Raw genomic sequence first — 12,608 nt, forward strand, 5'->3', positions numbered from 1 at the left:
GGTGTGTTCAGGCCTGGTTGAGCTGGGTCTTGAGCAAATCGCGGAAGGTCTGGATCAGTGGCTCGCGGCTACGACCACGGCGCATGATCATCGAAAACGGCGCCTGGTAGCCGAAGGTGGCCGGCAGCAAAACGCGCAGATCGCCCTTGTCAGCCCAGGCCTGGGCGTAGTGTTCGGGCAGGTAGCCAATATAAGCGCCCGACAGCACCAGAATCAGTTGCGCCTCCATACTTTCCACCGTGGCAGCGCTGTGCTTGAAGCCGTGGCGCGCCAACTCCGCCTGGCTCCAGTAACCCCGCCCGACCATGCGTTGCTGGGTGATCACTTGTTCCGGGATGCGCCGCTCGTTGAACAATGGGTGCCGGGTGCTGCAATACAACCAGTGCTGTTCGCGGTACAGCGGCATGTAGACCAGCCCGCTCATGCGGTTGGAGAACGCACCGATGGCCAGGTCCAGGCGGTTGTCCTGCACCCCCAGTTGCAATTCGTAGGGGCTCATCACCGACAGGTGCAAATGCACTGCCGGGTGCTCCAGGCTGTAGGCGCCAATCACTTCGGCGAACGGCAAGGCCTTGTCGCTGACGGTGGAGTCGAGAACTCCGAGCTTGAGGGTGCCGCGCAATTCGCCTTTCAACGCGGCGGCGTACTGCTCGAAACCTTCGAGTTCGCCCAACAGGCGCAGGGTTTCCTGATGAAACAGCTCGCCCTTGCTGGTCAGGCTGAAGCCGCCACGGCCACGATGGCACAGCACCAGGCCCAAGGCTGACTCGAGTTGGCTCATGTAGGTGCTGATGGCCGACGTCGACAGGTTGAGCTCGTGCTGGGCGTTGGCAAACCCTTGGTGGCGCACGACGCTGACGAAGATGCGCAGGAGTTTCAGGTCGGGCAAGGCGTTGGCCATGGGGGCTCCAGGGGACACACTAAACTTGTGGGAGCTGGCTTGCCTGCTCCCACATTTGAATGGAGTTTACCCCAGGCTTTAGTTTAGAAAAATCTGAACTAAGTATTTGCCTCTGCCGATTCTTCCTAAGCCAGGCTTTTCGCAGAATCGGCCATCAATAAACAAAACAACGATGAGGCAATCCCGTGGACAAGATTTTCCACCAACCACTGGGCGGCAACGAAATGCCGCGCTTCGCCGGCATCGCCACCATGATGCGTCTTCCCCACCTGCAAACCGCCAAGGGCCTGAACGCCGCCTTCGTCGGCGTGCCTCTGGATATCGGCACCTCGCTGCGCGCCGGTACGCGCTTCGGCCCACGGGAAATCCGCGCCGAGTCGGTGATGATCCGTCCCTACAACATGGCCACCGGCGCCGCACCGTTCGACTCACTGTCGGTGGCCGATATCGGCGACGTGGCGATCAATACCTTTAACCTGCTCGACGCGGTGCGCATCATCGAAGAGGCCTACGACGAGATCCTCGAGCACGACGTCATCCCCCTGACCCTGGGTGGCGACCACACCATCACCCTGCCGATCCTGCGGGCTATCCACAAAAAACACGGCAAGGTCGGGCTGGTACACATTGATGCCCACGCCGACGTCAACGACCATATGTTCGGCGAGAAAATTGCCCACGGCACCACCTTCCGCCGCGCCGTGGAAGAAGGCTTGCTTGATTGCGACCGCGTGGTGCAGATCGGCCTGCGCGCCCAGGGGTATACCGCCGAAGACTTCAACTGGAGCCGCAAGCAAGGCTTCCGTGTGGTCCAGGCCGAAGAATGCTGGCATCACTCCCTGGCGCCGCTGATGGCCGAAGTGCGGGAAAAAGTCGGCGGTGGCCCGGTGTACCTGAGCTTCGACATCGACGGCATCGACCCCGCCTGGGCGCCCGGCACCGGCACCCCGGAAATCGGCGGGCTGACCACCATCCAGGCCATCGAAATCATCCGTGGCTGCCAGGGCCTCGATCTGATTGGTTGCGACCTGGTAGAAGTTTCGCCGCCTTACGACACCACCGGCAATACCTCGTTGCTGGGCGCCAACTTGCTATACGAAATGCTCTGCGTATTGCCTGGCGTCGCGCATCGCTGATAAGGCGAACGCGCTGAGAACAATAAAAACCGCGTCTTCACACTCATAACCAAGGGGGGTCGCACAGATCCCCGACAACGATGTACCTGACTTTCGCTCGCGTGTTTACCGAGCCAGCTGCCGCCTGATCGCCCATAAAAAATATAATCGGAGAACCGCCGTCATGGCTTTGGATTTATTCGTCGTACTCATCTACGCCGCCGGCATGCTGGTGCTCGGCTACTACGGCATGCGTCGTGCCAAGACTCACGAAGACTACCTGGTCGCCGGCCGCAACCTCGGCCCATCGCTGTACATGGGCACCATGGCCGCCACGGTGCTGGGCGGTGCGTCCACCGTCGGCACCGTGCGCCTGGGGTATGTGCATGGTATTTCGGGTTTCTGGCTGTGCGCCGCGCTCGGCGCGGGCATCATTGCCCTGAACCTGTTCCTGGCCAAGCCCCTGTTGAAGCTGAAAATCTTCACCGTCACCCAGGTCCTGGAAAAACGCTACAACCCGATGGCCCGCCAGGCCAGCGCGGTGATCATGCTGGCCTATGCGCTGATGATCGGCGTGACCTCGATCCTGGCCATCGGCACCGTGCTGCAAGTGCTGTTCGACCTGCCGTTCTGGATGTCGGTACTGGTGGGCGGCGGCGTGGTGGTGGTGTATTCGACCATCGGTGGCATGTGGTCGCTGACCCTAACCGATATTGTGCAATTCGTGATCAAGACCGTCGGCCTGATGTTCATCCTGTTGCCGATCTGCCTGTACCGCGTCGGTGGCTGGGATGAACTGGTGGCCAAGCTACCAGCGTCAAACTTCAGCTTCATCGCGATCGGCTGGGACACGATCATCACCTACTTCATGATTTACTTCTTCGGCATCCTGATCGGCCAGGATATCTGGCAACGGGTCTTCACCGCCCGTGACGAAAAGGTCGCCCAGTACGCAGGCACTTTCGCCGGCTTCTATTGCATCCTGTACGGCCTGGCCTGTGCGCTGATCGGCATGGCTGCCCATGTGCTGATCCCGGATCTGGACAACGTCAACAATGCCTTCGCCGCGATCGTCAAAGCTTCGCTGCCGGACGGCATTCGCGGCCTGGTCATCGCCGCCGCGCTGGCCGCCATGATGTCCACCGCCAGCGCCGGCCTGCTCGCCGCCTCCACCGTATTGACCGAAGACCTGCTGCCCCGCCTGCGCGGCGGCAAGGCATCGAGCCTGCGTATCAACCGCCTGTTTACCCTGTTGACCGGCGTTGCCGTGCTGGGTATCGCCTTGGTGGTCAACGATGTGATCAGCGCCCTGACCCTGGCCTATAACCTGTTGGTGGGCGGTATGTTGGTGCCCTTGATCGGCGCGATCTTCTGGAAGCGCGCGACCACCTCGGGCGCAATCACGTCCATGAGCCTGGGCTTTGTGACCGCGCTGGTGTTTATGTTCAAGGATGGGTTGGATGCAAACACGCCGATCTACTACAGCCTGGCGGTGGCGCTGGTGAGCTTTGTGCTGGTGAGCCTGCTGTCGCGTCGGCCGGCAAAGGTGGCGGCTGCGGTGGTTTGAGCTATAACAAGGGCGGGGATATTTTCTTCAGCGGGCGCGACGTCGGAGGTTGCGCCCGTTTTTTTCGCCTGGTGCAAAACAACTGTGGGAGCGGGCTTGCTCGCGAAAGCGGTGTGTCATTCAACCTTATTTTGGCTGATACACCCTATTCGCGAGCAAGCCCGCTCCCACATTTTTTAGACCGCGTGATTAGCGGCGACGTGGCCGACGTTGCTCGTCATCCGTGCGAATCGGCACCGGTTGCAGCGGAGGCTCGATCAAGCCCAATGCAACGCCGAGGTCGTGGAGCCAGTTTTGGATTTTCTCTTTCATGATTGCCCCCTTTGAGGGTAGTGCTGGCCGGCGTGAGTTCTGTCGCCGTTTCCTACAGTGATAGTAGCCCTAAGTCCTAGGTAATGCTTGAAGGAAACCACAACGAACTATTACTGAATTGATCCGAATCCTGACGGATCGTTCAAGCAATGGCGCGTGTGTCTTGCACGCATCGCGGGTTGCCGTCTTGCTGCAGGTCTATCCATGCATTGAGGTTAGCGCCGAGCATGCCTTTTCGCCACATCAGCCAGGTGGTCGCAGTGGCAAAAGGCCCAGTCAGCGGATGAACGGACACGCTGTCCTTGCCGGGCAGGCTGTCGAGCATGGACTCAGACATCAACGCCACGCCGGAACCCGCGATCACGCAGGCGAGCATGCCTTGGTAGGACTCGATCTCGATCGCCCGCCCCATCGCCACACGCTCATGGGAAAACCAGGTTTCCAGGCGCGTACGGTAGGCGCAACTGCGCCGGAACGTGAACACCGCACGGCCCGCCACATCCTGGGGGCCACGCACCGGCGGATGATCGGCCTCGCAAATCAGCACCAGGCGCTCTTCGCACAGCGGTACACCATCCAGGGTGGCGATGGTCAGCGGGCCGTCGACGAAGGCTGCGTCCAGGCGCCCGGTAATCAGCCCTTCCAGCAACTCCCCGCTGGGCGCCGACTGCACCTGCAGATTCACCATGGGGTAAGTCTTGTGATAGCGCGCCAGCAGCTTGGGCAAATGAACCGCGGCGGTGCTGTACATGCTGCCCAATACGAAATCACCGGCCGGTTGCCCGCCTTGTACGGCGCCGTGGGCTTCATCGTGCAGCGCCAGCAGGCGGGTGCTGTAGTCCAGCAGTACCTTGCCTGCCGGAGAAAGCTGCAAACGCTGGCGCTCGCGCACGAACAGATCGACACCCAGTTGCTCTTCCATTTGTTTAAGCCGGGTCGACAGATTCGAGGGAACGCGGTGCAGGCGCTCAGCGGCGCGGGTGATGGAGCCCTCTTCCGCCACGGCCTGGAAAATGCGCAACTGACTGAACTCCATTACTTTCTCCAAAACTGAACAAGTTACTCACTATTATTCAATTTTACAGAAAGTCAATCCGTCTTAACTTGCAAGGCATTCGCTTCTTTGCAGGAAACCTGACCATGTCCCCGCTGATTCGCTTACTCGCCAGCTTCGTCGCCCTGATGATGGCCATGGGCATTGGCCGCTTCGCCCTGACTCCGCAAATGCCGCATTTGCTCAGTGAAGGTCAGATCGACCTGACCGGCGCCGGCCTGATCGCAGCCGCCAATTACCTGGGCTATTTTGTCGGCGCGGTGGACTCGATCTTTGCCCGTAGCCATCAGCATGTGCGCGGGCGCCTCTACGGCGGGCTGTGGTTGTGCGTATTGCTGACCCTGGCGTCCTACTGGGCTAACGGGTTCTGGCCGCATTTGTTACTGCGTTTCGGCACCGGGGTCGCAAGTGCGTGGGCTCTGGTGATGATTACCAGCCTGAGCCAGCCACTGGCGATTGCCGCCGGCCGTCCGCGCCTGGGTGCGCTGGTGTTTGCTGGGCCGGGGTTGGGGATTGTGCTGACGGGGCTGCTGGCGCTGGTGTCGAACCTATCGGGGCAAAGCTCTGCCGCGCTGTGGTTGATCTACGGGACGGTGGCGCTGGTGATGTTGCTGGCGATCCTGCCGTTTCTACCCAAGCCGACCCTCACGGTGACACAGCCCACCAGCGTGGGGAGCAACGGCAGCATCGCGCACTTGTGCTGTATCTATTTCTTGTACGGCCTGGGCTACATCATCCCGGCGACCTTTCTGTCGCAAATGGCCAGCGCTCAATTCCACGGGGCCTGGCAGGCCGACTTGTTCTGGCCCTGCTTTGGCCTGGCGGCCGCGCTGGGAGTGGGGGTGGCCAGCCTGCGTCGCAAGCACCCGAACACCACCCGTCGCTGGCTGATGGGGACTTTATGGCTGCAAGCGGCCGGGGTATTTGCCTGCCTGCTTGGCAATGGCTGGGGCTTGGCGCTGGGCGTTTTGCTGTGCGGTGCGCCATTTCTGGCCTGCATGCAGTTGGTGATGGCGCGATTAAGGGAGGTCGCGCCCCATGGCTACCAACGCAGCACGGGGTTGCTGACCGCCAGCTTCGCCGTCGGCCAATTGAGCGGCCCACTGTTGGCATCAGTCAGCAGCCATCTCAGTGGCGGCCTGCAACCGGCGTTGGTCGTTGCCGGTACCGGGTTGTTATTAGCAGGTTCAGTACTGATCAACCGCCCTCTACCGCCGCAGCCGATTTGCACACAAGTGGCCAACAGTGCAGCAAATGGCGGTTAGGCACGTGCCCCACGCCATGTCCATCAGCGCCAACCCAGCGGACCAGCCTTGAAGCGTGGCCCAGTTGCTCAGGTCATAGGTGCCGTAGGCCACCAGGCCAAGCAAGGCGCCCAAACGCGCAGCGCGCTGCCAACTGGCGCTGGGCACGATCACCAGCACCACGCAACCGAGGACATACAGGAGATAGAACAATACCGCAGGCAACAGGCGTGGCTGATCAAGCATCAGCGCGCCAAGCAGGGATTTGTAGGTGGGCCCCATGAGCACGCCGAGCCAAAGGCCGTCGAGGACCAGGAAGGCGAGCAAGGTACCGAGGTAGGCATACAAAGACTTTCTGGACATGAGCAAGCCCTACTGTGAAAGCAAGCTTGTTGTGGCGAGCAAGCTTGCTTGCGTTGGGGTGCGAAGCGCCCCCAAAAAAAGCTTGCGACTGCTACGCAGTCGAGCGGGAGCAAGCTCCCTCGCCACAACAAGCTCGCTCCTACAGCAGAGCGAAGCGTACTCAGCTTAGTTCAATGCGATCCGCATGAATCACGATCTGGCCCTGCTTGTAGAGCGCACCAATGGCCTTCTTGAAGTTGCCCTTGCTCACGCCGAACAAGTTACTGATCACCGCCGGGTCGCTTTTGTCGCTGACCGGCAGGCTGCCATTGTTGTCGCGCAACTTGGCGAGGATCTTCGAGTTCAGGCTGGAGGCCGCTTCCTGGCCCACCGGCTGCAGGCTCAGGCTGATGTTGCCATCGGCGCGGACCTCTTTGATAAAGCCCTTCTCTTCCTTGCCCGGGCGCAGGAACTTGAACACTTCGTTCTTGTGGATCAAGCCCCAGTGCTTGTTGTTGATGATCGCCTTGAAGCCCATGTCAGTGGCTTCGGCCACCAGCAGGTCGACTTCCTGGCCCACCTGGTAGTTGGCCGGCGTCTTGTCCAGGTAACGGTCAAGGCGAGCGGTGGCGGTGATGCGCTTGGTGTGCTTGTCGAGGTAGACATGCACCACGCAATATTCACCCGCGGTCATCTGGCGTTTTTCTTCCGAGTACGGCAGCAGCAGATCCTTGGGCAAACCCCAATCAAGGAACACGCCAATGCTGTTGACTTCCACAACTTTCAAACTGGCAAATTCACCGACTTGAACTTTGGGTTTTTCGGTGGTGGCGATAAGTTTGTCATCGCTGTCCAGATAAATGAAAACGTTGAGCCAGTCTTCATCTTCACTGGGAATATCTTTAGGGATATACCGATTAGGCAAGAGGATTTCCCCATCTTGCGCACCATCGAGGTACAAACCAAAGTTAGTGTGCTTGACCACTTGCAAGCTGTTGTAGCGCCCGACTAAAGCCATTTCCAATACCCTCATTGCGTGGGCGGCATTCTACCCGAGTTGTGCCCTGCACGCGCACGCGCCTGAAAAATCGCGGCTGGCATGGCGTTCCAGTGGCATCGCCCCACTCGTCTGATCGTTCGGTTCACTTTGAACAGGCCATCAGCGTGTCCACACGCCTTGGGTTTCCAGCTAAAACAGTAAGTTAGCGCTTTATTTCAGCGCTGAACTTCGGCTATTTCCAGCCGCGAGCATTTATTCTCGAGGGATATTTGCCAAGCAATTGTCAAGTATTTCCTGTACGATAGCTGGCCAAGTTAATTTTCTACAGGTTAGTGGCCGCCATGCGTGTAAAAGCATCCAACAGCAAAGCAAAGCCAGCTCCCGCCGTTGAAACCAGCGAATCGATCAACAGCCAGATTGCTGCGTTCCTCAAGTCCGGCGGCGAAATCCAGCAAATTGCCAAGGGCGTGAGCGGCCAGACTTTCGGCCCGTCCAAGCAGATCAGCCTGGGCAAGAAGTAATAGTCATACCCGCGCACTGCATCTGGTCCCTAAGCGTCTTGCCTTCGAGGCGCTAGGACTAGAGTTGCCACCCCCTCCCGACACCCTCAATACGCAGCTAATCGACGAACGGGCCTCAATGCCTGGCATTCGCCGGTATCCTTGCACACGTCTAGCACGGGCATCTGCCTGAATCTTTCCGTTACTGCTCCTCGCTTTTCATGGAGTGAAGCATGCTTAAACGCTGTATTTTCGTGGTCAGCATCCTGGTCGCCAGCCCTTTGGCCGAAGCGCATATCTTCCAGCGCGAATTGGGTGACTTCGACCTGAAATTAGGTACAACCCCCAGCCGCACCATGGCCCAGGGCCTGGTCAAGCCGACCGCCCCTGGCAGCGACTCGTTCCACGGAGGCCTGGACCTTACCCACGACAGCGGCCTGTATTTCGGCCAGTTTTCCCCGAACATGGGCCTGTCGTCGGCCAATAACCTTGAAGTCGACTCCTATATGGGCTTCAAGCGTCCGTTCGACCAGACCCTGGGCTATGAAGTCGGCTTGATCCACTACAGCTACCCCAAGCTCAGCCCCCTCGACAGCCAAGAGTTCTACGGCGGGCTGAACCTGTTGGGCAATCGCTTTGGCGTGTCTTTCAGCAACGACCCCGACCGCCAGGACAGCACCCTGTTTGCAGACCTGGGCGGCACCCAGCCTTTCGGCATCGGCGTCAGCATGAAGTACACCACCCATCAACTGGGCACACCGGTCTCGGTAGAGAACGGCGCCATCAGCAGTTTCAGCGATTGGTCGGTACAGTTTTCCCGGGCCTGGAAAGGCATTGACCTGGACCTGATCTACAGCGGCTCCAGCCTCAGCGGCAGTGACTGCTCGGCCTACTCCGGACACAATTCGCAATGTGACGGGCTGTTGACCTTGAAGGCCGCGCGGTCGTTTTATTGATGGGCTGAACTGTCGCACCCCGCGCAGGTTCACATGCATTAACGCCCTCCATGCAAGGACCTGCCCATGTTGCGCCGGCTCAAACTCCTGATGGTACTGCTGACCCTGAGCCTGGTGCTCGCCGGCTGCAATCGCGTGGGCCTGGCCTACCGTAACCTCGACGTGATCATCCCTTGGACCCTCAACGACTACCTGGACATGAATGCCGGGCAAAAGAGCTGGTTCAACGACACCCTCAAGGAACACCTGGCCTGGCACTGCACCACGCAATTGCCTGGCTACCTGGACTGGCTCGACCGCCTGCAACAGATGGTCGACAGCAACCAAGTTACCGACGCCGCGTTGCAAACCCGTACAGTCGAAGCCAAACAGGCAATTGCCGAGATTGCGCGGGAAATCACGCCCTCAGCCGTGCAATTGCTGCAAGGCCTGGACGATCAGCAGGTCAAGGACATGAGCGACGCCCTGGCCAAGGACCTGCGCAAACGCCAGGACGAATACCTCAAGCCGCCGCTGGCCCAGCAAATCAAGGAACGCGCCCAGCGCATGAGCAAGCGCCTGGACGCCTGGATTGGCCCGTTGAGCCCTGGCCAGCAAAACCGCGTGACGGCCTGGTCGGCCGAGTTGGGCGCGCAAAACCAAGCGTGGATCGGCAACCGCGCCCATTGGCAGGCGCAATTTATCGAGGCGCTGCAACAGCGCCACAGTGCCGATTTCCCACAGAAAATCCAACAACTGCTGGTCGATCGCGAAAGCCTGTGGACCCCACAATACCGCGCCGCCTACGCACAGACCGAAGCCGCCGCGCGCAGCTTGCTCATCGATGTGATGGCCCAAAGCTCACCAGCGCAGCGCCTGAAACTCACCCAGAAAATCGACAAGGTCCGCAGCGACTTCCAGGCGCTCAAATGCCTGAAAAGCGCACAGTCTTGATGCATGTTTGCGGTCAGAACCATAGGCGCACGCCAACCACCCAGTGCAATTGGTTAACGTCTTCGTCGTCTTCCCGTGCGTATTGCGCGGTCTGGCCATAAGTGCGGTTCCAACTGAGCCCGACATAAGGCGCAAACTCGCGGCGAACTTCGTAGCGCAGACGCAAGCCCAGCTCACTTTCCGCCAAGCCCGAACCAACGCCGCGTTGCGGATCGTTCTGCGCGTAAAAATTGAGTTCTGCGGTGGGCTGCAGGATCAGGCGATTGGTGAGCAGAATGTCGTAGTCACCCTCAAGGCGTGCGGCGGTATGCCCCGATTCGCCGACAAACAACGTGGCTTCGGCCTCGAAGTTGTAAAGCGCCATGCCTTGTAGGCCAAAGGCCGCCCAGGTCTGGCTGGCACCGGGCTTGAAGTCCTGGCGCACGCCGCCGACCACATCCCACCACGGGCTGAAAGCGTGCCCCCATAGCGCTTGGGCTTCGGCGCTTTCAGTGCGGCCGGCGCTGCGTTCGCCTTCACTGCGTAGCCACAGCCGGTCGATGTCACCGCCGACCCAACCCTTGATGTCCCAACTCTGCGCGTTGCCGTCGCCGCCCTGCCATTCCAACTGGTTGATCAGCAGCATCGAGTTCACGCCGCTGTCGTGCACCTGATGCCCCCCCGGCGCGTTGTACACCGCTGCGCGGTCTGCGTCGGTCAGCGCCGGAATCGGCGTACGGCTTTGCGTCAGCACGGACGTCGCCGGGCTCATGTTCTGAAATTCATCCTCGGCCGCCAACGCCCATGGGACGAACCCCAGCGCGGCGAAGGCGATGCAAACGGGTAGAACGCAACGGTTCATGCTCGCTTCCTTATTCATGCACGCGCACCTCACGGAACATGCCCATTTCCATGTGGTACAGCAGGTGGCAGTGATAGGCCCAGCGCCCCAAGGCATCAGCGGTGACACGGTAACTGCGCCGGGAGCCCGGTGGCATGTCGATGGTGTGCTTGCGCACCTGGAACTGGCCGTTTTCGTCCTCCAGATCGCTCCATAAGCCATGCAGGTGAATCGGATGGGCCATCATGGTGTCGTTGACCAGCACCACCCGCACGCGCTCGCCATAAGTCAGTTGCAAGGGCTCGGCATCGGAAAACTTCACGCCATTGAACGACCAGGCGAACTTTTCCATATGCCCGGTGAGATGCAATTCGACGGTGCGCGAGGGGGCGCGGCCATCGGGGTCTTCAAAGGTACTGCGCAGGTCGGCATAGGTGAGCACGCGGCGGCCGTTGTTGCGCAGGCCGATTCCAGGGTCGTCCAGCTTGGGCACCGGGCTCATCGCCTGCATGTCTACCAGCGGGCTGTTCTGCTCGCTGGCGGGGTGTTTCTGCATCGCCATCGCGCCCATGGCGCTGTGATCCATGCCTTCCATGCCCGGCATATCGGCCATGGCACCGTGGTCCATGCCGCCCATACCCATGTCCTCCATGGTCAGCCACGGGCGCGGATCAAGCGGCGGTACTGAGGCGGTCGCACCCATCTGCCGGGCGAGGGTGCCACGGGCATAGCCTGTGCGGTCCATGGACTGGGCAAACAGGGTATAGGCCTCTGCCACAGGCTCGACCAGCACATCGTAGGTTTCCGCCACGGCGATACGGAACTCGTCGACGCTTACCGGCTTTACCGGCTGGCCATCCGCGGCGATGACGGTCATCTTCAACCCTGGAATGCGCACATCAAAATAGGTCATCGCCGAGCCATTGATAAAACGCAGGCGAATCGTTTCCCCCGCCTTGAACACTCCGGTCCAGTTCTGCCCCGGCGGCTGGCCGTTGAGCAAGTAGGTGTAGGTCTCGCCGCTGACGTCCGCAAGGTCGGTGGGGTTCATCTTCATTTGCGCCCACATCAGCCGGTCGACAGCCGTGGCCGACCAGCCTTGTTTGCCCACATCCCGGATAAAATCGCCCACGGTGGGTTTGTGCAGGTTGTAGTAATCGGACTGCTTCTTGAGGGTTTTCATCAGGGCGACGGGGTCTTCGTCGGTCCAGTCCGACAGCATCACCACGTAATCGCGCTGGTAGGTATACGGCTCGGGTTCCTTGGGGTCGATGACCAGCGGGCCATACACGCCCTGCTGTTCCTGAAGTCCGGAATGGCTGTGGTACCAGTAGGTGCCGTGCTGCTTGACCTTGAACTGGTAAACGTAAAGGCCACCCGGTTCGATGCCCTTGAAGCTCAGGCCGGGCACGCCGTCCATGGTCGATGGCAGCAGGATGCCGTGCCAGTGGATCGAGGTGGGCTCGTCAAGGCGGTTTTTCACGCGCAGGGTCACGGTGTCGCCTTCGCGCCAGCGTAACAGCGGGCCGGGCAGGCTGCCGTTGACGGTCAACGCGGTGCGCGCACGGCCGGTCAGGTTGACGGGAGTCTGGTCAATAAACAGGTCAAATTCGCTGCCGGCGAGCACCGTGGGCTGGCCGGGGCTGGTCAGTGCCCACACAGGGGGGCGCCAAAGCCCGAGCCAACCCAGCAGGCCGCCTGCGGCCAGGCCTTTGACGAATGTGCGTCTGGAGGTTGTGGAGTGCATGCCGATTCAAGTCCGTGAGTTGAATGGCTGCAGATTAGGAGTCGCCGGCTGTCAGCAACCTTAGCGGCAGATTACCGATTCGACAGGTTCACCCGGCTCCCTCGGGGGCGCCGGGGC

The 12,608-nt window shown here is 60.3% G+C and carries 13 protein-coding genes; 6 read left to right on the forward strand and 7 right to left on the reverse strand.

Going from position 1 to position 12,608, the window contains the following annotated elements:
- Positions 1-7: 7 nt before the first annotated feature.
- Complete coding sequence (locus JJD66_RS09275; RefSeq protein WP_032895879.1) at positions 8-901, reverse strand: LysR family transcriptional regulator; 894 nt, start codon at positions 899-901, stop codon at positions 8-10.
- 185 nt (positions 902-1,086) lie between these two features.
- On the opposite strand from JJD66_RS09275, the gene speB reads away from it, so the two are divergent.
- A complete protein-coding gene (gene speB, locus JJD66_RS09280) occupies positions 1,087-2,037 on the forward strand; it encodes an agmatinase (protein ID WP_200648002.1) in 951 nt (316 codons plus the stop codon).
- A gap of 163 nt (positions 2,038-2,200) precedes the next feature.
- On the forward strand, positions 2,201-3,583 hold the full coding sequence (locus JJD66_RS09285) for a sodium:solute symporter (protein WP_198714626.1): 1,383 nt from the start codon (positions 2,201-2,203) through the stop codon (positions 3,581-3,583).
- 189 nt (positions 3,584-3,772) lie between these two features.
- On the opposite strand, the gene JJD66_RS28270 is transcribed toward JJD66_RS09285, so the two are convergent.
- Positions 3,773-3,895: a PA1414 family protein gene (locus JJD66_RS28270; RefSeq protein WP_003193089.1), complete on the reverse strand. Its 123-nt coding sequence runs from the start codon at positions 3,893-3,895 to the stop codon at positions 3,773-3,775.
- A gap of 142 nt (positions 3,896-4,037) precedes the next feature.
- Positions 4,038-4,931: a putrescine utilization regulator PtrR gene (gene ptrR, locus JJD66_RS09290; protein WP_034136141.1), complete on the reverse strand. Its 894-nt coding sequence runs from the start codon at positions 4,929-4,931 to the stop codon at positions 4,038-4,040.
- 104 nt (positions 4,932-5,035) lie between these two features.
- On the opposite strand from ptrR, the gene JJD66_RS09295 reads away from it, so the two are divergent.
- Entirely contained in the window at positions 5,036-6,214 is a 1,179-nt protein-coding gene (locus tag JJD66_RS09295) for an MFS transporter (RefSeq protein WP_200648003.1), read from the forward strand.
- On the opposite strand, the gene JJD66_RS09300 is transcribed toward JJD66_RS09295, so the two are convergent.
- On the reverse strand, positions 6,158-6,556 hold the full coding sequence (locus JJD66_RS09300; protein ID WP_198714628.1) for a DUF2177 family protein: 399 nt from the start codon (positions 6,554-6,556) through the stop codon (positions 6,158-6,160). The genes JJD66_RS09295 and JJD66_RS09300 overlap by 57 nt on opposite strands.
- A 160-nt stretch (positions 6,557-6,716) precedes the next feature.
- Entirely contained in the window at positions 6,717-7,553 is an 837-nt protein-coding gene (locus JJD66_RS09305) for a CvfB family protein (RefSeq protein ID WP_200648004.1), read from the reverse strand.
- 323 nt (positions 7,554-7,876) lie between these two features.
- Here JJD66_RS09305 and JJD66_RS09310 point away from each other — a divergent pair, with 323 nt between their 5' ends.
- The 3 genes from JJD66_RS09310 (at position 7,877) to JJD66_RS09320 (ending at position 9,924) form a co-directional block, all read left to right on the forward strand.
- Positions 7,877-8,056 carry a hypothetical protein gene (locus JJD66_RS09310; protein WP_003193095.1) on the forward strand — a complete coding sequence of 60 codons (180 nt, stop codon included), beginning with the start codon at positions 7,877-7,879 and terminating at the stop codon, positions 8,054-8,056.
- 212 nt (positions 8,057-8,268) lie between these two features.
- A complete protein-coding gene (locus JJD66_RS09315) occupies positions 8,269-8,991 on the forward strand; it encodes a TorF family putative porin (protein WP_057976196.1) in 723 nt (240 codons plus the stop codon).
- A gap of 66 nt (positions 8,992-9,057) precedes the next feature.
- Positions 9,058-9,924 carry a DUF6279 family lipoprotein gene (locus JJD66_RS09320; protein ID WP_200648005.1) on the forward strand — a complete coding sequence of 289 codons (867 nt, stop codon included), beginning with the start codon at positions 9,058-9,060 and terminating at the stop codon, positions 9,922-9,924.
- A gap of 13 nt (positions 9,925-9,937) precedes the next feature.
- Here JJD66_RS09320 and JJD66_RS09325 read toward each other — a convergent pair whose 3' ends face one another.
- Both JJD66_RS09325 and JJD66_RS09330 read right to left on the reverse strand, forming a co-directional pair.
- The gene (locus JJD66_RS09325) at positions 9,938-10,765 is read right to left on the reverse strand and encodes a copper resistance protein B (RefSeq protein ID WP_200648006.1); all 828 of its coding nucleotides are present in this window, start codon (positions 10,763-10,765) and stop codon (positions 9,938-9,940) included.
- 10 nt (positions 10,766-10,775) lie between these two features.
- A complete protein-coding gene (locus JJD66_RS09330; protein ID WP_200648007.1) occupies positions 10,776-12,491 on the reverse strand; it encodes a copper resistance system multicopper oxidase in 1,716 nt (571 codons plus the stop codon).
- Positions 12,492-12,608: the final 117 nt, after the last annotated feature.

It is taken from the genome of Pseudomonas sp. MF6751 (genome assembly GCF_016613265.1).
GTDB lineage: Bacteria > Pseudomonadota > Gammaproteobacteria > Pseudomonadales > Pseudomonadaceae > Aquipseudomonas > Aquipseudomonas fluorescens_BV.